Below are 22211 nucleotides of genomic sequence, written 5' to 3'. Positions count from 1 at the left end.
ATGGCGTTTTTTTATACTGAAAAATAACAATGGCTAACGAAAAAAATATTACCATTGGCGTGGTCGCAGGAGAGTTATCGGGCGATATACTCGGAGCAGGCCTCATAAACGCGCTAAAACTTCATTACCCCAATGCCAATTTTGTCGGGATCGGTGGTCCTAAAATGCAACAAGCTGGTTGTAAAAGCCTGTTTGACATGGATGAACTGGCTGTTATGGGACTAGTCGAAGTGCTTGGTCGCTTACCTCGCTTGCTAAAAATTAAAAAGCAATTGGTGAATTACTTTATTGATAATCCACCCGATGTATTCATCGGTATCGATGCGCCGGATTTTAATTTGCGTGTTGAAAAACCGTTGAAAGCGGCTGGGGTTAAAACCATTCAGTATGTAAGCCCAAGTGTGTGGGCGTGGCGTCAAAAACGCATCCATAAGATTGCTGAAGCGACTAACCTAGTGCTGTCTTTGCTGCCGTTCGAAAAAGCCTTTTATGATAAACATGAAGTGCCTTGTACATTTGTGGGTCACACGCTAGCGGATGAAATTCCACTTGAGCCGGATACCGCAGGTGCGCGTGCACAGCTGAGCTTAAGTCAAGATGATACGGTTTTAGCACTGCTTCCTGGTAGCCGGGGCTCTGAAGTTGGCTTATTGAGTCGCACTTACCTTGCCACTGCAAAAAAACTAGTCGATAAAATTCCCGACTTAAAAATCGTCGTGCCTTTGGTAAACGAAAAGCGCAGAGCGCAGTTTTTGGAAGCCTTGAAGGAAGTTGCGCCGGAATTGAACCCGATTATGCTTGACGGCCAGTCAGCACTGGCAATGCAAGCTGCGGATAGCGTTTTACTGGCCTCGGGTACAGCCACACTTGAGGCGATGCTATATAAAAAGCCAATGGTGGTAGGGTATAAGCTAAATCCTAAGAGTTATTGGATTTTTAATACCTTTTTTACCTTTAACATCAAATACTTTGCTTTGCCGAATTTATTGGCTGACGCACCACTTGTGCCTGAATTTTTACAGGCAGAATGTAATCCTGACGCACTCGCTGATGCACTTTTCCCGATGTTAAAGGGCAATAATAGTAAGCTTGTTAGAAAGTTTTACGAGATACATGAGAACATTCGCCTAAATGCCAGCAAACAAGCGGCTCAGGCTGTAATGGAGTTAATAGATGCAAATTGAACGTCCTGATGTGCAGTATATTGCAGGCGTTGACGAGGTAGGACGTGGCCCGTTGGTGGGTGACGTTGTGACCGCTGCCGTTATTTTAGACCCAACCAAACCAATAGTAGGGTTAACCGACTCAAAAAAACTGTCAGAGAAAAAGCGCATTGCATTGGCAGAAGAAATAAAAGAAAAGGCATTATGTTACTGCATTGCGAGAGCATCAGTTGCAGAAATTGACGATCTGAATATTCTTCACGCAACGATGTTGGCGATGACACGCGCAGTTGAAGGGTTGGAAATTCAACCAAATCATGTATTTGTTGATGGAAATCGTTTACCTAAGCTAAGTGTTGCGGCAACCGCAGTTGTAAAAGGGGATAGCCTAGTTGCCGAGATAAGTGCAGCATCCATATTGGCGAAAGTCACCCGAGACAATGAGATGTTAGCACTCGATGCGGAATATCCAGAGTTTGGTTTTGCAGGCCACAAAGGTTATCCAACCAAAGCCCATTTTGCCGCACTCGAAGCACATGGTGTTACTCCGCATCACCGTACAAGCTTTAAGCCTGTGCAACGAATTTTGGCCGAGAAGGAGTAAACATGCCAGCCCCGCAATTTGTCCATTTGCGTGTACACAGTGACTTCTCAATGGTGGATGGTCTAGCAAAGACCAAACCAATTGTGGCTAGGGCCGAAGAGCTTGCAATGCCTGCGCTTGCCATCACCGATCAAATGAACTTATGTGGTTTGGTGCGTTTTTATGGTGGCGCACACGGGGCAGGGATTAAGCCAATAATTGGTGCGGATTTTTGGCTGAAGTCAGATCAGTTTCCTGATGAACCAAGCCGAATTCTCGTTCTCGCCAAGAACAATCAAGGGTATAAAAACCTCACCTTGTTGATCTCCGATGCCTATCTTCGTGGTCATGTATTCCATCGTCCTGTTATTGATAAAGAATGGCTCGCCAAATACAAAGAAGGGCTGATCCTTATCTCCGGCGCGAAAGATGGCGATTTAGGTAAAGCCATCTTAAAAGGCAATCCTAAGCTAATTGAAGAAACGCTGGCGTTTTACGAGCAACATTTTAGCGACCATTTTTATATTGAGCTGCAACGCACAGCACGTGCACAAGAAGAAGAATATCTCCATGGTGCTGTGGAGGTCGCGGCTGCGCGTAATATACCCGTCGTTGCGACGAATGAAGTGGTGTTTTTACACGAAAAAGACTTTGATGCCCACGAAATTCGTGTTGCTATTCACGACGGCTATACATTAGAAGACAAAAATCGACCAAAACGCTTTTCTAAAGAGCAATATTTAAAGACTTCTGAGCAAATGCAAGCGCTCTTTAGTGACATTCCAGAAGCTTTAGAAAACACCGTAGAAATCGCCAAACGCTGTAACGTGACGGTACAGCTTGGCACCTACTTCCTACCAGATTATCCAACGGGCGATCTGGCGATTGAAGATTTCTTGGTAAAAGTGTCGCGAGATGGCCTAGAAGAACGGTTGCAGTTCTTATTTCCTGATGAAAATGATCGCAAAGAAAAGCGTGGTGAATATGACGACCGTCTGCAGGTTGAACTCGATGTTATCAACCAAATGGGATTCCCAGGTTACTTCTTAATCGTAATGGAGTTCATTCAGTGGAGTAAGGATAACGGCATCCCTGTAGGTCCTGGTCGTGGTTCCGGTGCCGGCTCTTTGGTGGCATATGCGCTTAAGATCACAGATCTTGACCCACTTGAATTCGATCTTCTATTCGAACGATTCCTTAACCCCGAGCGGGTTTCGATGCCAGACTTTGACGTCGACTTCTGTATGGATAGACGAGACGAGGTAATTGATCACGTTGCTAAACTGTACGGTCGAGACGCCGTATCTCAGATCATCACCTTTGGTACGATGGCGGCAAAAGCGGTAATTCGAGACGTTGGTCGTGTGCTTGGTCACCCTTATGGCTTCGTAGATAGGATCTCTAAGCTTGTACCTGGCGACCCTGGGATGACACTTGCCAAAGCGTTTGATGTTGAACCTCGCCTGCCTGAAGCTTACGATAGCGATGAAGAAGTTCGTGAACTGATTGATAAATGTCGTATTCTTGAAGGCTGTACGCGTAACGCAGGTAAACACGCCGGTGGTGTTGTTATCTCGCCTACCACCATTACCGACTTTGCAGCGCTGTATTGCGATGAAGAAGGTAAATTCCCAGTTACCCAGTTTGATAAGAATGACGTAGAAACTGCAGGTCTGGTTAAGTTTGACTTCCTCGGTCTAAGAACGCTAACCATTTTGCAATGGGCGCTCGACATGGCGAACGAACGCCTTGGTAGAGAAAGTCGTGAGCCGATTGATATCGCTGCGATCCCATTGGATGACCCTGCAAGTTTTAAAGTGTTACTAGACGCACAAACAACTGCGGTATTTCAGTTGGAATCTCGTGGTATGAAAGACTTGATCCGTCGCTTGAAGCCAGACTGTTTCGAAGACATGATCGCACTGGTTGCGCTATTCCGTCCGGGTCCTTTGCAATCAGGCATGGTAGATAACTTTATCGACCGTAAGCATGGTCGTGAAGAAGTATCGTATCCAGACGCACAATACCAGCATGAAAGTCTACAACCCATACTGGAGCCAACCTACGGGATCATCCTATATCAAGAACAGGTAATGCAGATAGCGCAGGTGCTTGCCGGTTATAGTCTAGGTGGCGCTGACTTGCTTCGTCGTGCGATGGGTAAGAAAAAGCCTGAAGAAATGGCGAAGCAACGTGCAACGTTCGAAGATGGTGCCAAAGATAATGGCGTCGAAGGCGAACTTGCCATGAAAATCTTCGACTTGGTAGAAAAGTTCGCGGGTTACGGCTTTAACAAATCACACTCCGCAGCCTACGCGTTAGTGTCGTACCAAACGCTATGGATGAAGACCCATTTCCCTGCCGAGTTTATGGCGGCAGTAATGTCAGCGGATATGGATAACACCGACAAAATCGTAACCTTGGTAGATGAATGCGAAAATATGAAGTTGACGCTGCTACCACCAGACGTGAATGCCGGTGTCTACAAATTTGCTGTAAATCTTCAAGGTGAGATCGTCTATGGTTTAGGTGCGATAAAAGGGGTGGGTGAAGGCCCCGTTGAAGCGATCCTTGAAGCGCGAGCCCAAGGGGGAGAATTTAAAGATTTATTCGACTTCTGTGCGCGAGTTGATTTAAAGCGTCTAAATAAACGCGTGATTGAAAAGCTCATTTACGCAGGAGCGCTTGATAAGCTTGGCCCTGACAGAGATCAGCCTGGGCGCGCGACTTTACTGGCAAGCTTAAAAGATGCCATGAAGTCGGCAGAGCAGCATCACAAAGCCGAATCACTTGGACAGAGCGACTTATTTGGTTTGCTAGCAGTTGAGCCTGAGGAGGTTGAGCAAGCCTTTATCAAAGCCACGCCGCTTAGCGATAAAGAATGGTTAAATGGGGAAAAAGAAACCTTAGGTCTTTATCTAACAGGCCACCCAATTAACCAATATCGTAAAGAATTAAAATATTATACCTCTGGCAAGTTAGTTGACTTACAACCCGGTAATCGTGATACGGTAGCAACCGCGGCGGGACTGGTTATCAATGCTCGTACCTTGATAAACAAAAAAGGAGCGCGTTGGGGGCTTATCACTTTAGATGACAAAAGTGCCCGAATTGATGTACGCTTATTTCCTGAACAGTTTGAAATGTACCAAGAAATGCTGCAAATTAACCAAATCTTGGTAATATCTGGACAGGTCAGCTTTGATAACTTCTCTGGTGGCATTACAATGACCGCAAGAGAAATCTCTACCATTGCTCAGGCGCGAGAAAAGCGTATTAGTGCAATAAAAATGACGCTAAATATGGCTCAAATTGACGCGAACTTCTTTGATAATTTCAAAAAAGTGCTAGAACCATACAAATTTGGAACGTGTCCGGTAAAAATTAAATATCAGCGTCCTGATGCATTAGCAGAGTTAACATTAGGAACACAATGGTGTGTGACGCCAAGTGATGAGCTTTTAACTCGTTTATCACTGTTGGCGGCGCAGGAATTAGAATTAGAATTTAACTAAACAGGTAGTTTAGAGCATGAGCCTCAATTATCTTGAATTTGAACTTCCAATCGCTGAATTGGAAGCAAAAATCAAAGAATTACAAAACGTAAGCCGCTCTGGCGATTTAGATCTTAGCCTTGAAGAAGAGATAAGCCGCTTAAAAGACAAAAATGTTGAACTAACCAAGAAAATTTTCGATGGTTTAGGTACTTGGCAAGTGTCTCAATTAGCGCGTCATCCGCTTCGTCCATATACTCGCGATTATATTGAACGCATTTTTACCGAGTTTGACGAGTTCGCAGGCGACCGTACTTTTGCTAACGATCCGGCTATTCTTGGTGGTGTTGCACGTCTTGACGACAAGCCAGTAATGATTATCGGTCAGCAAAAAGGTCGTGATACGGCTGAAAAAATCAAACGTAATTTTGGTATGCCAAAGCCAGAAGGTTACCGTAAAGCATTACGCTTAATGGAAATGGCTGAACGCTTTAAGATGCCAATCATTACCTTTATCGACACTCCGGGAGCTTACCCGGGTGTAGGTGCTGAAGAGCGCGGTCAAAGTGAAGCGATTGCACGTAACCTTAAGGTGATGGCAGCGCTCAAAGTGCCAACCATTTGTACTGTGATCGGTGAAGGCGGCTCTGGTGGCGCATTGGCTATTGGGGTAGGTGACAGAGTAAACATGCTGCAATACAGCACGTATTCGGTAATTTCACCTGAAGGTTGTGCTTCTATTCTTTGGAAGAGTGCAGACAAAGCTTCACTTGCAGCAGAAGCAATGGGTGTATCAGCTTCTCGCGTAAAAGAGTTAGACCTTATCAATAACATCATCGAAGAGCCGCTAGGTGGCGCACACCGCAATTACGATGCGATGGCGAAAAACCTGAAAGTGCAGCTTAAACGTGACTTGGCTGATCTTGAAGCGCTAAGCACCGAAGAGATGTTAGATCAGCGTTATAAGCGTCTGATGTCATTTGGTTATTGTTAATACGGGTTCTGCTCGTATTGATATCAATGCTAATTTAAGTTAAAAAGCCGCTATTGAGCGGCTTTTTTTATTGATTGTAGAAAACATGATTAATAGTCGGGTTTACCAACAAGTAGAGTCAAGTTTAAAGGTATTGAGTTCCAGCCTTGACGCCAAAGGGTTGTGTATTGCTTTATCTGGTGGTGTGGATTCGGTTGTGTTGCTCCATCTTTGTCGAGAATATGCAAACAAGCATAACGTTATACTCCAAGCGGTTTATGTTAATCATGGCTTGTCACAGCACGCTACGCAGTGGCAGCAGTTTTGTAAATCGCTTTGTGAAACACTCAATGTTCCCTTTGTTGCAAAACAGGTTGCTATTACTCGGAAAACCCGTACTAGCCTTGAAGCGCAAGCACGCGAAGCTCGCTATCAAGCTTTAGATGACGCGGCCAAAGCCGGTTTTGCAATCGTACTTGGGCAACATGCCGATGACCAAGTAGAAACTTTCTTACTGAGATTAAAGCGCGGCTCGGGATTACTCGGGCTTGGAGCGATGAGAGCGACTACTCAGCTGCCATCTGGGCGCTATTGTATTCGTCCGTTACTTGCCGTTAGTCGCAGTGACATTGAAGCATTTGCACAGCAGTTTGGCCTTGAGCATATTACTGATGAGTCCAACGCTGACGATGTGTTTGACCGTAACTTTTTACGCAATCAGGTTATCCCGCTACTTACCTCTCGATTCAATGGTTTTGTAGGTAACACACTGCGCAGTATTGATATTTTACAGCGCCAACAAGCCATAATTGATGAGGTGAGTGAAGAAGACTTGCAAAAGTGTCGTTGTCGGATGGCGCTAAATATCACGGCTTTACAACGGCTCTCTTGTGCAAGAAGAGATAATGTTATCAGACTGTGGCTATCAAAGCAGGGCATAGAGATGCCGAGTCACAAACAGCTAGATGAAATCGTACAACAGGCGTTTTTATCGCGCCAAGACAGTCAACTTGAAATTCGTTTTAAGCAAGGCGCAGTGAGGCGCTATCGTGACGCACTTTATTGGGTAACGGAAACTAGCCAAAAGCATGACATTGAGACCGTCAACCTCAACGAACTCAGCGGACAAAGTACACCTGTTGCTTTACAAACTGGCAAGGGGATCCGCAAACCTTTCACGGACGAAATCGTTAGCATTCGCTACGGCAGACTTAAAGATAAAATCAAACCACAGAGCAAACCTGGCTCTAATACCTTGAAACATTGGCTAAAAGATTTACACATTCCAAGCTGGGAGCGTGATTCTATTGCGGTTGTTTATTACAATGATACACCGGTTGCGGTGAACGGACTGTTTGTGAGTGCCGATCACGCAGAAGACAATGGCATTATTTGGGTAGTAAAAGATGACTGAAAGTAAAAAGATTGGCCAACAGTTAGCGCAAAAGGCACCTTATGCGGTGGTGTTCACTGCGGTGGTGTTTATCGTACTTTTTATGTCGAGTGAAGTGGTGTGGCTAAATCAAATATTTGCTTCCGCGTCAGGCATTATCAGTATCGTGTTTTTACTTCTGTATTGGCATGGTAAGGGTGGAATGTATTTTATTCTTGGCTTACTTGCGCCAATGCTTGCGGTGATGTTTTCAGTGTTACCCGATTTCCTTGCGCTTGCATGGGTAATAAATGGATTTTTTAACGGCGCGGCGTTAGCCCTGATGGCCTACCTATACTTAGGAAAAGGTGCTCAGCGTTAACGCATAACACTGAGCAAAAGGGGAAGTGGTTTTTTTATACTGCGCGAGCGCAGTTTCGTCCGGCTGCTTTGGCGCGGTATAAGCCGCTATCCGAACGAGCAAATATGTTGTCGGCAGTATCATGGCTCGATGCCAGCGTAAAGCCAATGCTCGTGGTCACCGTATATTTAGCCAACATGCTCGACTTTCTTACGGCTTCCATAATTCTTTCTGCAATTACCTTGTTGGTGGTAAACGCAGGATCGTCAATTAAAATGGCGAACTCATCACCACCGAATCTAAATACCGAATCAGTTGCGCGCGTTGAGGTTTGCAAAATACGTGAAAACTCAACCAGCACTTCGTCACCGGCTTTATGACCATGAACATCATTCACCTGCTTAAAGTTGTCTAAATCTAAAAGCATTAGGCTAAAATTACGATGTTGACGACGGCAACGCTCGAGTTTCTCTTCTAAATTGTCAGTAAATTGACTGCGATTATAAAGTCCTGTTAGAGAGTCCTTAGTTGCTAATTGCAATACACGGTTGTACATCAAGGCATTACGCATTGGGTAAATTAAACAGGCGTGTAATTTTGACAATTTTGCCTTGATCGCTTCACTAAATGGAAACTCACTGAAATACACCAGCTGTCCTAAGTGCTCTTTTTCTAGCTCAAGATCAAACGTACTAGCCGGAAATTGGCTATCGCTGTCCTTCATCTGAAAGACACCAAGGCTACAATGGAACTGGAGCCCCGAAATTTTTGAAATTCTTGCCACATGCTCCGCGTAAATAGTCAACAGCTCTTCAATGTTGAGTGTTGTCTGAAGTTTGTCGACTAATCGCGCGTAGTGTTCACCGCCTTGCGTACTATACTGTTCAGAATTGAACGGCAAGTAATCGCCTCTGGTCGGCAATCTCTGTGTCAAAATATGGACATTTTCCATATTTCTTCCCCTTAAATACAACAATACATGATTAATATGCGAACTTTGTGCCAAAAATTTAAACTGGCTTAAAAACAAACGCTTGCTATATTTAAGAGAAAGAAAAAGAAATCCACCTTTATTCCCCGTCAATTTTTTCGCTCAGGAGGCAGATTGCAAAGTATCTTCGCGCAGGTTTTTGCCTTGCTGTTATGTGCAGTGATTTTAGTCTGGTCCTTTAAGCGGATTGGCTTGCCGCCTATTCTGGCTTATTTGCTCACTGGAGTCATTGCAGGCAGTCACGGCATTGGATGGATGAGTGACAGCCAAGAAATCCACTTTATGGCCGAGCTTGGGATCGTGTTTTTACTGTTCAGTTTAGGGCTTGAATTTTCCGTGCCAAAATTAATGGCAATGCGAAACGTAGTATTCGGTTTAGGGAGTTTGCAGGTCATCGTTACCACGATCATTGGTATGTTTGTGTTGCGTTTTATGCAATATGAGTGGGTGGGTGCATTTGTGATTGCAAGCCTCATTGCACTTTCTTCTACGGCGGTTGTGGTTAAGCTGTTAAAGGAGCTGGGGATGCTCAACACACGTCATGGTCAGCTCGGTATTGGTATGTTGTTATTCCAAGATATTGCCGTTGTGCCGCTGCTCATCGCGTTTCCGCTTATTTCCTCTGCGAGTAATTCAGAGCTGGCGTCAGCGCTACTTTTTGCATTTGCTAAGGGTGCGGTTGTGTGTCTGGTTTTATGGGCAGTAGGTAAGTGGTTACTACCTAAAATATTTAACGAAATCGCATTAGTAAGAACGGATGAGCTCTTTGTTTTATCTACTTTAGTTGTTGCCCTGTGCGCGGGTTCGCTCACTTATGCCTTCGGACTTTCAATGGCGCTCGGCGCATTTTTAGCGGGCATGATGTTAGGGGAAAGCCAATATCGGCATCAGCTTGAGGCAGAAATTAGACCGTTTCGAGATATTCTAATGGGACTCTTTTTTGTCACAGTGGGTATGCAACTAGATATTCCTTATGTGCTCGACCAATTTATTTATATTGTTGCAGCACTTGGCGCTGTGCTTGTGATCAAAGTGTTGATCATCGTTGGCGTTGCGCAGTTAATGGGAGAGCGTAAAAAAGACGCTTGGGGCGCTGGTATTTTGATCTGGCAAATGGGGGAATTTGGCTTTGTATTGGTTGCTCTTGCCAGTAAACATCAATTATTAGACAAGAATGAAGTGTCCTTCTTTATCACGCTTGGCGTGTTGTCTATGGCGTTAACGCCTTATCTTATTAGTAAAACCGCGCATATTCTCAATATCTTGGGAATAGAAAAAGACTGGCAACCCGAAGCGCCAAGTGGTTATAACGCGGCTGATTTAAAAAATCATGTTGTGATTTTTGGCTACGCGCGTGTTGGTCAAACTATCGCACGATTTTTACGTCCAGAGGCTATTCCATATATTGCGGTAGAGCGCAACCCGCAAATTGTACAAGACGCACAAATTGCGGGTGAGCCCGTGTTATTTGGTCATGCGGCACAAAAAACGCTGTTAAAGTCAGCAAATATTGATAAAGCGCGCTTGGTTATCATTACCTTTGATGACTTTGAACAGACGCAGGTGGTTGTTGACGCCATTCGTCGGCGTACCCACGAAGTGAAGATCTTGGTACGCATGAAAGATGACAGCTACATGGAGCAATTAAAAGCCATGGGCGTCGCAGAAGTTGTGCCAGAAACTTTAGAAGCAAGTTTGATGCTGGTTTCTCATGTGTTGTACATGTCTGGTGTGCCAATGCGCAGAATTTTTCGTCGCGTCAGTAAAGAGCGAGAAAATCGTTATCCGTATTTACATGGTTTTTTTGCTGGAGACAGCAGTGATCTGCATGAAGTCACAGGTGAGCGGTTAGAATATCTGCATGCCATTGCTTTGCCTGACCATGCATTTGCCGTTAATAAATCGATTGCTGAGCTTGAGCTCAACGTTAAGCGCGTTGATATTACTGCGTTAAGGCGTGACGGCGAAGAAATTGCTCAACCAGATGAGCAAACCGTTTTACGCGTTAATGATGTTTTGCTGTTAAAGGGGAAACCCCGCCGCGTTGAACGTGCGGAGCAGTTTTTACTCGATGGCCTACCGTAATAACGTTTCTTAAATTTATGCTTTTTTAACAGATCGCCGCGTAAAGCGTCTCCTACAACACGGAGTAGGCCTGCGTTCTTGCTCTATCTATGTGCCTTGATCATCAGGTGTATTAAATGACACGATATGCTTTTGTAACAAATGCATTTGAGTAAACAAAAAGGTTTCACCGTTAAAATCTGCCAAGTAACGGCTGTTACTGGGTACCTCTGCAAGGCGTTGATATATCCCTGTACTGAGATGATAAGACCATAGCTGGTTGTCGTTGTTTACGCCGTACAATATACCATCTTTATAAACGGCAAATGGCTGCGCTAACTGAGCGCGTAACGCATTGATCTCAGTCGGTATAGGATCTGTGTTTGTGTTAACAAGCCAAAAACGCTGATTCATATCTTGATACAGAAAATGCTCACTATCTACTTGCGTGGCCCAAACTACATTTTCAGAAACAATGAGTGAGGCCTCTTTGGTATCTTTATTAAGAATGTAAAGCCCCGCGTTTCCATTCTCCCTTGCTGTGACCAACAACGTTTTCGGCGTTAGCCACTGCAGGACAGAATCAATGGCAAGCGAATTAGCAATGAGGGTTTTCTCACCATTTAAAGACCAAATAGTGAGTCCTTGTTGTGTTGTGCCCGCTATCTCATTACCCGCAGGAGACCACACAATTCGTTTGCTGATATTGTCTTGCTGTGAATCGGTAAGCTGTGCAACACCTTGGTCATTATAAAGCCATAATTGCCTTGAACCAGTACGTGTAGACGTAAAAGCAATATGATCACCATAAGGTTGAAACTGAGGGTTGTCTTCCTTCATTGTTGTTCTGGCTATCTTTGCTGCCGCAGTGGTTTGGTGATTTCGTATTTGAGCAAGACTTAATGTAAAAATATCGGTATCGGCATTTATCTGTGTCGCTAAAATCTGTTTTCCATCAGCTGAAAAAGAAGCCTCCCTTAGATTTTTTCTACCCCCAGTATCAAGTGCAACCATTCTCCCGTTGGTTTGCAGTTTATAAAGTCCATTAGTCGTCGATGCGAGCAAATACTCGCCGCTTGGATGATAACTGACTTCAATTGGCTGTAATGGTGACAATTCGTGCGGTAGTAATATCTTTGCCGTGATCGTTGGTGTCTTATCGGGATTGTAAATATTCAGGTGATGAGAGTTGTGCTCATCAATGCTTACCATTGCGAAAACATTTTTATCTGCAAGATAGTCAAGAGTGTAGTTTTCAAAGTTTGGCATATACTCGGTAGTGCGGCTTTTTTTTGTCTTTAAATCAAAAAGGTAGGGCACTGCTTGTTTGGGACGTAAATGAGATAAGTAACTGATCTCGCCATTTTTCATCCAATTTGGACGCCATATGGGCTTTTCTTGGCAAGCAATAACGGCATGTGGATTTTGTGGTGAGTTGATTGCAGTATCGACATTTAGTGTGTTTAAAGACCAGCAAAAGGGAGACGTCTCTTGAGCCTTGCAATGACTCCGTTCGGTAAAAGTTAGTTGCTTTGCGTCCTGTGACCAACTTGGTTTTCCGTACACGCCCTGGCGAGCGGTTAAACGAGAGGTTTTGTGCGAGGCTAGATTTTTGACCCAAAGCTGACTATGGCAATTATCGCTAAAGCGCTGAAAAACAATCCATTGTCCATTGGGTGAGTAGCTGGCATTTGCATCCCATGCGTCACTTGTGGTCATTGGAGTAAAAGTAGGTTGAATAGGTACTCTGGGGGCGGTTTCGGGTGCAATTATAATAGTAAAGAGGTAAGCCGTGATAACTACCACTAGTGCCGCCACCCCAAATTTTGCAGCGCGTGGGCGAGATTTTTGAGTCGCTTTATGCGCGCTCGGCTTATCGCTTGTCGACGTAACGGATGCCTCTAAACTATAGCCTTTTTTACTGTGCGTTTTTATAAACTCTAACTCACTATCAGCATATTTGAATACTTGGCGAATTTGGAAAATGCAGCGCTGCAATGTATTGGGAGAAACAACTCTGTCGTGCCAAACGGTGTTAAGTAGTTGCTCAAAGCTCACTACTTCTCTGGGTTGTTTTGCCAATTCACAAAGCACCGCTATTGCTTTAGGGGGGAGCGCATAAGTCTGTTGGTCGATAACAATATGATTGCGGTTTACATCCACAAGGTGCTCTGCAATCAAAAACTGCTTTAATTCCATTTTAAAATTCTTTTTTCAGCGAATTATCAGCGAAAAATCAGCAAACTTTGCTGTTTTATCGCCCTGTTTTTTTCTAATGTAACACACTGATAAAAATAAACTAAAAAGGAAAGTCATGCGTTTTATTATTTTGCTATTGTTAATGCTACTTGCAGCATTGGGCAAGGTGTATGGGCAAACATTAGAACAACAAGCCATCACGATTGGATCTAAAATAACTTTTGCATCTAAGATATTAAGTGAGAATAGGGAGGTCATGGTTTATACGCCAAATGATTATGACCCTAAGAAACAATATCAAGTGTTGTACTTACTCGATGCAGAATTCTTTTTTACCCAAACAGTGGGCATTGTGGAGTCTTTGGTTAGCACTGGAAAAATACCAGCTACCATCGTTGTTGGGTTGAAAACCACGGTGAGAACAAGAGACTACTTACCGCCAATTAACGGTGAGGCTCAAAGTGATAGACAGCGCTGGATTAAAGAGAAGTTTCCTCAATTTGGCAAGACAACCGAGTTTACAGCCTTCTTAACTCAAGAGTTATTTCCTTTCATTGAGTCACAATATTTACTCAAACCTAATCGTACGTTAGTAGGGTATTCCAATGGTGGGATCTACGGACTACACACCTTTCTAAATAAGCCAGAGACATTTACTAATTATCTGCTTATTAGCCCGCCAGGTTGGTGGGGTGAGGAAGAGCTCGATCAGCAGTTTAAAGCACTTAGCAACTCAGCACATGATTTACGTCGCAATCTGTATATTAGTATCGCAGGGGAAGGTGGCGACTTTTACACCAACGGTATGCGAGTTGCGTCAAACCTGAAAGCACTTCGATCAAAAGAAGTAAATTGGCAATTTAGCCTCAAAGAATTGGAAACGCATCAAACTACGTTCTACCCAAGTCTCTATGAAGGACTAACAAAACTTTTTGATGATTTTTATTTTGAGCTTAATGAAGAAGCAGGAAAATATGCGCATATCTCTGATATTGAAGATTATTATCTAAAGCTCTCTAAGCGCTATGAGTTTGATGTGTTAGTGCCAGAGTCTATATACAGAGCACTTGCTGACGCGCAAATCAGCCATAAACGTGTAGACGCTGCACTTGCGACTTTAAATGCATTTGTCACGCGTTATCCCGACTCGTCTTATGCGCATGCAAGCCTAGGCCATGGATATTTAGAGAATAAAGCGTATAACAAGGCGCTGAAAAGCTTTAATCACGCCTTGCAACTTGCGAAAGCACAGCAAGTCGACGACCCGTCAGTATATGATTATTTTGAAAGCATGATAGCCCAAGCAAAAAGCAAAATCGTGCAGTAAGCTATACAGATCGCCGCGTAAAGCGTCTCCTACAACACAAAGTTGGAGCAGATTCACCCTGCGATCTTGTGCGCTGTTCTGTTTTTGTTGTTACTGCTCGCTGCGTAAAGCGTCTCCTACAACACAAAGTAGGAGCAGGTTTACCCTGCGAGGTTGTGCTCTGTTCTGTTTTTGTTGTTACAGATCGCCGCGTAAAGTGTCTCCTACAACACGGAGTAGGAGCAGGTTCACCCTGCGATCTTTTATGCTTTTACTACCTGTCAAGCTTGCTCAATAAATGCTGCTTAACGGTGGGCCATTCTGAGGCGATAATCGAATACACAACAGTGTCTCTTAGCTCGCTGTTTCTACCGATCTGGTGGCTGCGCAAGATACCATCGAGTTTGGCGCCAAGCCGCTCAATCGCATTGCGAGAGGCATGATTAAAAAAGTGGGTTCTAAATTCAACGGCAATGGCGTCAAAATCTTCAAAAAGTTGCTGTAACAGCAAAAGCTTACACTCCGTGTTAACCGCTGTTCGACGTACTTTATCGCTGTACCAAGTATAGCCAAGCATGGCACGGCGATTGGCTATATCTGCATTGTAATAGCGGGTGGTTCCCACAATTTCGTTGCTGCTATTTAGCCTTACCGCATACGCAAGGTTGCCTTCAGATCCTTGGCTTATCGCAGTGTTAATATAGCGTTCCATATCGTCTGGAGTGGGTACATTGGCATACCAAAGCTTCCAAGCTTCACCATCTTTTACTGCTTGTTGCAGGGCATTAATATGGGTTGTTGATAATGGTTCAAGGGTGACATGCTGTCCTATCAGTGGTTTATTAGCTGGCCACATGCGGTACTACTTCCTTATTTTGAGTATTTTGACGGTATCTTGTTTTGCAAGAGATACAGCTAAGTGATTTGGGTCAGTTACAAAAGCCAAGGCCGATATATTGGCTAAAGGATTGGTCAAATCATCAAAAGTTGCGATATGTGTGAGCTTGCCCGTTGCGGTAACGCTAAACTCTGCAATACCAGAGCTACTCTCTGAGGCTGCGAACAACCTTTTGCCATCAGCAGCAAGTAACAAGGTGGAGACACCGTTAAGTGGCTTGCCAACTTGGTTTGCATCAATGGTCTGGAGTAAATGATATTGACCATTTTGTTGACGTTCAAAGGCTAAAATGCTGTTACTGCCCGCCGCTGCAACATAAAAAACAGTGAAATCTGAGCTTGCAACTAAGGCTTGTGGTTTACTGAGTGCGAGCAAGTTAGTGTCGTCTTTAACGATGCGCTGTTTAACAGTATAAGTACCTTTTGTCTGTTGCCACAGCGTAATGACATCGCCTTCATAACCTGCAACGATAAGCGCGTTAGCCTCTTTACTTACTAGCACATCCACAGGCCCACCCATATCAGTTTGCTCAGCGCTATCAATAGGGCCGAGCCATGTCACGCTGTTTGTAGGCGTGATCCTAAAAGCAGTGATGGTATTGCTTTTATAACTTGGGATAAATGCATAGCGCTTGTCGCCACTTAAACTAATTTTCCAAGGTGCAAACAAGCCAAGGGTGTCATGAGCTGAGGCATTTTTGGTTGGATCAAATACCACTTTGTAAGACACTTCGTCAGAAAAGGTTTGCACAAGGTTAAACTTACCCGTTTTATCTTTTGCAAACACATTTAATGCACCATCGTAAAAGCTAGTGTTAAGAATGAGATTGCTATTTACGAATACCGCATCGGATGCGCCAGTAAGTAAAAGCGGTTGCGCGTCGCTCGATTGAAAGAGTTGATCTTGGACTAGCTGCTTATTTTCATTAAGCGTAAATGTAACCACTGCGTTATCGTCGCCACTTACTGCAACGGCCTGTGTACCTTGGTGATTAAAACGCAGCTGCCTTGGATTATCTAAGCCGCTAAACCCTGCGGTGTTATTTTGGATGGTTTGAACAACGTCGAACGTTTGGCTGTGTGCGCAAAATGAAATTGACCCAAGTGCGATAAGCATAAGTGCACTTATAGTAGGTTTATACATCTTTACTACCTATTTTTATTATTGTATATCTTACTTGAGTTCCAAAAACTCTCTCATTTCGTCCAAGCGGCTCATGCCGTCTTCAAATCCAAGCTCAATGAGTTTTTGTGTATAAGTACGCTCAAACAGCAAGTAACTCGTTAAACTCGACGGAGAATGCTTTTTAACCCCCATGGTTCTGAGCAACAGCTTGATTGCCAACGGCATATCTTCGTAATAATGATCTGCGACTTCATTAAAATTAACCGTTGGCTTGATGAGCATATGATCTACTCGTCTAAGCTCTTTGTGCTTTTCTCTGGCCGGTAGCAAGCTTACCGTACGGTTGACGCGGTCGAGCCGTTCGATGTCTGAATTTAAGGTATCGCTAAACACACTGTCTAGCAGGTGACCGGCGACCACTGACATTCCCGGAAAATGCGGCTCATAGCCGAGCGGCTGTGGCAGTTTAGGCTGCTCAACACCAATCACAAAGATTTTATCCGCACCTAAATGAATGGCAGGGCTAAGCGGGGAAAGCTGGTGGATAGAGCCATCACCATAGTAATGATGCTTAACGCGCACGCTTGGAAACACCATAGGTATAGCCGAACTTGCCATGAGTAAGTCGAGCGAAATCGTGCCCGGAACACCTTCGCGCTTTGAGCGCTGCCAAGGTTCAGCATTGTTCGCCTGATAAAACGCCACAGATTTACCAGTAGAATAGCTCGAAACCGTAATCGCGATGGCATCAAGATAATGGCGGTGTAGATTGTGATCGATGCGATTTAAATCAAGTACATTGGCCAGCAGCTTTCGAAGCGGCGAGTTATTTAACAAGCTGGCTGGTGGCTGATTAAGGTATTGCGCTTGAAAGCTGCGCATCATATTGGCAAATAAATGGCCGTATGCACCAGTAAACGAGCTTTTGTACACCATGTCGGTGCTAAAGTTCTTCCAAATATATTCCACTTTTTTCACCGCAAGGTGAAAACAAGATGCGTAACAGGCAATCCCCGCCGAGTTAATTGCGCCGGCAGAGGTACCAGTAATGATCTCAAAAGGGAGGGGAGAAGTACGAGGCATACTTTGCGCAAGCGCCTTTAATACCCCAACTTGATAAGCGGCCCTTGCGCCACCTCCAGTCAGTAGTAAGGCAATTTTTTTATCACTCGTTCTATGCTTTCTCAAAAGAGGCCATCCTGCTGTTAAATTTGCTTAATTTAAATTTGGTCTTTTTATGCGTTATTTATCTTTGTTGATGTTGTAATGCTTTAGGGGCAAAGAGTTGATAACTCCAGTAAATGCGTTATTTTTAGTAGTAAAGTGCCACTTTGCCCTTAAGCCGCTTATAGGTTGTTTTATTTATTCTAGTTGAACCTAGCTAAAACCCAAGTTGTCTGAGTGCACATACCCGCGCAATATATTAGGCTATTATTTTGAAATTTAAGTACTAAAGCGCTATGGTGGCACAAACAAATTTTAACAAACTAGCGATTTAATTTAGTCGCTAATTGGCGCGATTTTGTATTTAATAAAGTGGCAATTTAGCTTAACTTCAATGTACTGAACTTAAGTTCGGTGCTCAAGTATTTTTATTAAGATCAAATGTTTGAACAAGGTGTAGCCAGAGTTTGCACCACAACGCATTTTTTTAGGGTTTCAGCGCGCATTAAGTTATTAGTCAAGTATTTGGTGATAGTTTTACATTAACGCGTATCAACAATGACGAAGAGGGAGTCCCCATGTCAGAGAACCATCAAGAAGGTAATAAAAGACCTTCTAACAGCCAGTTGTTATTTGCCGCGGTAGTTGTACTAGCGTTGATTATTGTGGCTGTGTTTGTGCTAGCACAAAAAGACACTCCATCGACGGAAAACCAAAAGGTCAAACAAGATATTGTTGTGCCTGAACAAACAGAAACGCCATTGGTCAATACCGCAAGAGAAACACCACCTGAGCAAGTGGTTGAACCTGAAGTAACCTTGCCACCGCAACGAGAGCAAATCGAGCCAGAGCAAGTAGAACCGGTTGAACCTGAAGTAACACTACCGCCGCTTTCTCAAAGTGATACCGAAATTAAAGAAGCAGTATCAAATTATCTCTCTAATCAAGCGGTAAAATTGCTGGCAGATGACGACGTGATCCGCCGCACGGTGGTTTATGTAGATAACCTAGCAAAGGGTAAAGTGGCAGAAAACCACGCACCAGTGGTGAAGCCGCAAGATGGCTTTAGCGTAATTGATGACGACATTATTATTACTGATCCTAACAGCTACGAGCGTTACACACCTTATGTCGCCATGTTCGACACCATGAGCACCGCGCAAGTGGTTAGACTATACGACCAATACAAACCATTGTTTGAAGAAGCATACGAAGAAATAGGCTACGAAGGAGATGCATTCAACGGCACGTTAACTGATGCAATCGACGAGTTGTTGGCAACACCCATTCCAGACACCGCACTGCCTTTGGTAAAAGACTCAGTTACCTATAAATATGCATATGCAGAATGGGAGCAACTTTCTCCGGCGCAAAAACAGTTTTTAAGAATGGGCCCTGAAAACATGAAAAAAGTGAAAAAGCGCCTAGAAGAAATCAAAATTGCGTTGAACAAATAAGCACACAGCCTCATAAAATCCACAAAAGCTTGGCAAACTGTTTAAACATCACCCAGTTAGCCAAGCTTTTTGACTTTTCCCTTGCATCCCCCTGCAATCTTCGAGATAATTCATCCCGCGCCAAACAAGGCCCTCAATGGTAGTCTTATTGGTCCTCTCGCAACAATAGTACGTGAATCTGGTCAGGTCGGGAACGAAGCAGCCACAGCGTATGACTTGTGTGCCGGGATGTGGCTGGTAAGACTGCCACCCAAACCTCCAAGTGTGTTGTTTGAAGTGTAAGTCTTATTGATAGTACTTAAAACTATACTAAAACATACTAATTCCTATCTTTCTAAATTTAAAAACTAAATCAAATAAAACACTTATTCTTCGTTCGTTAGATCAACAACACTTTATTAGCGTGTTCTCGTAGGTTGGAAAAGTCGTAGGCGCTTTCCAACTGAGTTATGAAAAAAGTGTAACTGCTGTGCAAAAGGTTTGTCGGATGGCGGCGTTGCACGCTTTATTCGACCTACAAATCAACAAAGTAAGTCATAATAATAAATACTTTGTCGCAATCCGCTTCCTCAAGTTTGGCTACTTGTAAACCTAAAGACGGATCTGTGGTCGAAACTCGCGCATACCTAACCTTATTCACGGCAGTTGTTCGTTTAGAAAAGAACATGAAGGCAATAAGCAAGATCTGACCCTAATAATTACTACAAGATTGACCCTCTGCCTTAAGGTGTGGCATCAGCGTCGAATACCAAGCGCGATGGGTTTCAGGCCCTAATAGAATATAACGTCGATGCTTCATTTGCCTACGCTATCAAATTGACTATTCTATAGAGTTTCTTTTCATCAGTACTTCTAACGCTTGCGAGAGTGCTTTGGGTGCGTTATCTGTATCGCCATTCACTGCCGCAAAATAAGCGCTATTTTGACTAGGATAAAGCAGGCTACTGACCGAAAATGCGCCCGTAAAGCCGTCATGACCAAAAGCCGTTTTATCTGACTTGACAAACCAGCCCATCGCATACTCAGAATGGCTGTCTTGAATTTTACTATAAGGCGAGAGCAACATTTTGTAACTCTCTTTACTCACAATATTGTCACCTCCCTGCATTCCCTCTAATACCGAAGAAAAATAAACAGCAAGGTCAGGTAAACTTATATTCACCGTACCGGCAGGACCATATACTTTTGGAGCAAGCTTTTTTTCTTCAGTTACCCCATGCCAGTGACCATTTTCGTAAATATGCCCTTTAGGCTGCTTTGCGCTCTCAAAGCTCGGTTCACCAAAACCATAATTAGTGATGCCTAATTGCCCAAAGACTTCTTCGCCAATAAGCCACTCCCAAGTCTGATTGCTGACTCGCTCTAACATATGTCCTGCTATCACGTAACCAACATTACTATACCAAAACTCACTTCGGGTTTTCACTGCAGCGGTATTAAGCACCTCTTTTGTTAGCTCATATCTTAATTCGGTTAAAGGCTTGGTATTGTCGTACCACTGCTGATTTTTTACATCTATGTCCTTTTTTAATCCGGATGTCATGCTCAACAGATTCTGTAAAGTAATTGTCTCATGTTCTGGTCGAATTTGGCCTTTAAGTTCAGGAAATATATCTATGACGGTAGTGTCAAAAGTAATGAGGCCTTGTTCAACTAAACGAGCGGCGAGCAAAGCGGTCATAGATTTTGCGACAGAGCCGATCGCCCAACGATCATTATCGCTTACAGGCTCAAGGCTTTGTATATCACGATAGCCTGTGCTGGCAATTTCGTACACTAAGCCATCTTTTACTGTCATAGCCGTAATTGCAGGTACATTATATGCCTGTCGAATACTTTCTAAATGCTGTTTTAATGCACCATCTTGTGCAATACCTACTTCTTTAGGGAGCTCAGTTTCATCAATTAAGGGCGAAGTTTGAGTTATATCCGAACCACATGCGCTTAATAGTAAGGTTAATAACGCTAAATGAGCGAATTTAAATGATGATTGTAAGTTTGTTATAAGCAAAGCAAAATCCTTTATGTTGGTTGTTAATGCTCCACTGTAGACTCAAATATTATTGAATTACTCAAAATTAATTTGTTTAAAAATGTATAGTTAGCTAATTTGTGTGGCCTTACTGCCGCTGCTACCCCTGCAAAAGGGAGTTTTATCGCAAGCCAGTCATGTGATATGTACCAGTCTAAGCGTAAAGGAACCAACTCCGGTTCACTTGAATCAACTCCAGGAGAAACGTACCCCATTATTGAAGTTGATGCCCAAGAGGCGCAACAAGTAAATTGGGTAAGAGTTAAGACTACATATAACCCTTCATCTGATCGCTGGGTGTCGGCCAGTTGTGGAGTTAAAAGTTTGCCATGGATGAATCACATTACGTTTGCTTGCCAACTGTTGCTCGAGTACATGGAAGCCAACACTGGGTTATTTTCAGACGCTAGTAAGTTGTTTCAATCATTTTTCATACGTTTATCACTGAGTAAAAATATGGCAAAACCCATCAGTATTTTTTGTAATGCGCTGTAATGTCCTCACTCATTTTTCGTTTCTATACTTTGTACGCAGCTTGAGGGAAGGCCTTCAAGCACAAGTTCGAAAGAAGGAGTTTGTTTATGTCCAGTCCAGCGAATGTCACAATTAAGAATAGAACAAATCAATCAATTACTACGAAAGTCACTCGAGACTCTTGGGTTGAGGGTGATGGCAGTTCAATTGATGGTAAAGTAATCCCTCGAGGTGAACATGGCGTCTTTAAGGTGGTCGCTAAAACAGGCCACCATGGTGAGTTAGATATTGACTTTATTGGCGGAGACAGCGGTAACGTACTTGGTACTTTGGAAATTTTGAGTATTAAAGATCCTCAGGAAGGTGTAAAGAGCCTTGCAGTAAATGCTAACCAAAGCGAAATAGATGTGTCAGCAATGGGATATAGAAGTTCGCCTAATGATGACGAATTACGAAGAATTAATTTCTTAATTGTCTAGTCGTTAATATTGAAAAGAGTAAGGCAGTTTTTTGTCACCAAAATCTGGTTTGTGTAGTGAAAATATCATTGCTGAC

At 43.5% G+C, this 22211-nt stretch carries 17 protein-coding genes and 1 other RNA gene; 12 read left to right on the top strand and 6 right to left on the bottom strand.

The genetic code is table 11. The features are described from left to right. Positions 1–29 precede the first annotated feature (29 nt). The 6 genes from lpxB to QSH61_RS11885 all read left to right on the top strand — a co-directional run bounded on the left by lpxB (position 30) and on the right by QSH61_RS11885 (position 7967). Complete coding sequence (gene lpxB / locus QSH61_RS11910) at positions 30–1184, top strand: lipid-A-disaccharide synthase (RefSeq protein ID WP_010606779.1); 1155 nt, start codon at positions 30–32, stop codon at positions 1182–1184. After that, positions 1174–1767, top strand: a complete 594-nt coding sequence (rnhB, locus tag QSH61_RS11905; RefSeq protein ID WP_010606780.1) for a ribonuclease HII — start codon at positions 1174–1176, stop codon at positions 1765–1767. Before lpxB ends, rnhB begins: the two co-directional genes overlap by 11 nt. Positions 1768–1769: 2 nt before the next feature. Further along, positions 1770–5261, top strand: coding sequence for a DNA polymerase III subunit alpha (dnaE, locus tag QSH61_RS11900; protein ID WP_102057105.1), 3492 nt, complete (start codon positions 1770–1772; stop codon positions 5259–5261). A 16-nt stretch (positions 5262–5277) separates the two neighbouring features. Then, complete coding sequence (accA, locus tag QSH61_RS11895) at positions 5278–6234, top strand: acetyl-CoA carboxylase carboxyl transferase subunit alpha (RefSeq protein WP_010606782.1); 957 nt, start codon at positions 5278–5280, stop codon at positions 6232–6234. An 85-nt stretch (positions 6235–6319) separates the two neighbouring features. After that, positions 6320–7627: a tRNA lysidine(34) synthetase TilS gene (tilS, locus tag QSH61_RS11890; RefSeq protein WP_206471037.1), complete on the top strand. Its 1308-nt coding sequence runs from the start codon at positions 6320–6322 to the stop codon at positions 7625–7627. After that, positions 7620–7967, top strand: coding sequence for a hypothetical protein (locus QSH61_RS11885; RefSeq protein WP_206471036.1), 348 nt, complete (start codon positions 7620–7622; stop codon positions 7965–7967). The genes tilS and QSH61_RS11885 overlap by 8 nt, the downstream gene beginning before the upstream one ends. A gap of 34 nt (positions 7968–8001) precedes the next feature. On the opposite strand, the gene QSH61_RS11880 is transcribed toward QSH61_RS11885, so the two are convergent. Continuing rightward, positions 8002–8898 carry a GGDEF domain-containing protein gene (locus QSH61_RS11880; protein ID WP_102057103.1) on the bottom strand — a complete coding sequence of 299 codons (897 nt, stop codon included), beginning with the start codon at positions 8896–8898 and terminating at the stop codon, positions 8002–8004. 153 nt (positions 8899–9051) lie between these two features. Here QSH61_RS11880 and QSH61_RS11875 point away from each other — a divergent pair, with 153 nt between their 5' ends. Further along, the gene (locus QSH61_RS11875; RefSeq protein ID WP_174170041.1) at positions 9052–11022 is read left to right on the top strand and encodes a monovalent cation:proton antiporter family protein; all 1971 of its coding nucleotides are present in this window, start codon (positions 9052–9054) and stop codon (positions 11020–11022) included. A gap of 87 nt (positions 11023–11109) precedes the next feature. Here QSH61_RS11875 and QSH61_RS11870 read toward each other — a convergent pair whose 3' ends face one another. After that, positions 11110–13200 (bottom strand): winged helix-turn-helix domain-containing protein, encoded by a 2091-nt coding sequence (locus tag QSH61_RS11870; RefSeq protein WP_206471035.1) that lies wholly within the window; start codon positions 13198–13200, stop codon positions 11110–11112. A gap of 115 nt (positions 13201–13315) precedes the next feature. Here QSH61_RS11870 and QSH61_RS11865 point away from each other — a divergent pair, with 115 nt between their 5' ends. Next, a complete protein-coding gene (locus QSH61_RS11865) occupies positions 13316–14527 on the top strand; it encodes an alpha/beta hydrolase (protein WP_206471034.1) in 1212 nt (403 codons plus the stop codon). Positions 14528–14780: 253 nt separating this feature from the next. On the opposite strand, the gene QSH61_RS11860 is transcribed toward QSH61_RS11865, so the two are convergent. Genes QSH61_RS11860 through QSH61_RS11850 form a run of 3 tightly spaced genes read right to left on the bottom strand, consistent with a single transcriptional unit; the run spans position 14781 to position 17717 of the window. Further along, positions 14781–15362: a GNAT family N-acetyltransferase gene (locus tag QSH61_RS11860; protein WP_206471033.1), complete on the bottom strand. Its 582-nt coding sequence runs from the start codon at positions 15360–15362 to the stop codon at positions 14781–14783. Positions 15363–15368: 6 nt separating this feature from the next. Next, positions 15369–16547 (bottom strand): beta-propeller fold lactonase family protein, encoded by a 1179-nt coding sequence (locus QSH61_RS11855; RefSeq protein WP_206471032.1) that lies wholly within the window; start codon positions 16545–16547, stop codon positions 15369–15371. A 30-nt stretch (positions 16548–16577) separates the two neighbouring features. Continuing rightward, a complete protein-coding gene (locus QSH61_RS11850) occupies positions 16578–17717 on the bottom strand; it encodes a patatin-like phospholipase family protein (protein WP_010606791.1) in 1140 nt (379 codons plus the stop codon). A gap of 554 nt (positions 17718–18271) precedes the next feature. Here QSH61_RS11850 and QSH61_RS11845 point away from each other — a divergent pair. Both QSH61_RS11845 and ffs read left to right on the top strand, forming a co-directional pair. Further along, positions 18272–19150, top strand: a complete 879-nt coding sequence (locus QSH61_RS11845) for a DUF3014 domain-containing protein (protein ID WP_010371393.1) — start codon at positions 18272–18274, stop codon at positions 19148–19150. A 146-nt stretch (positions 19151–19296) separates the two neighbouring features. Beyond that, positions 19297–19393, top strand: an RNA gene (gene ffs / locus QSH61_RS11840) — signal recognition particle sRNA small type. Positions 19394–19970: 577 nt separating this feature from the next. Here the strand turns inward: ffs and QSH61_RS11835 are convergent. After that, positions 19971–21161 (bottom strand): serine hydrolase domain-containing protein, encoded by a 1191-nt coding sequence (locus tag QSH61_RS11835; RefSeq protein ID WP_206471031.1) that lies wholly within the window; start codon positions 21159–21161, stop codon positions 19971–19973. Between the two features lie 165 nt (positions 21162–21326). Here QSH61_RS11835 and QSH61_RS11830 point away from each other — a divergent pair, with 165 nt between their 5' ends. Next, positions 21327–21677 (top strand): hypothetical protein, encoded by a 351-nt coding sequence (locus tag QSH61_RS11830; RefSeq protein ID WP_039497167.1) that lies wholly within the window; start codon positions 21327–21329, stop codon positions 21675–21677. Between the two features lie 86 nt (positions 21678–21763). After that, positions 21764–22135, top strand: a complete 372-nt coding sequence (locus QSH61_RS11825; protein WP_039497169.1) for a hypothetical protein — start codon at positions 21764–21766, stop codon at positions 22133–22135. Positions 22136–22211 lie beyond the last annotated feature (76 nt).

It is taken from the genome of Pseudoalteromonas sp. JC3, assembly GCF_030291895.1.
Classification (GTDB): Bacteria; Pseudomonadota; Gammaproteobacteria; order Enterobacterales; family Alteromonadaceae; genus Pseudoalteromonas.
Note: the sequence above shows the minus strand (reverse complement) of the source record. Positions and strands in the feature narration are given on the sequence as shown.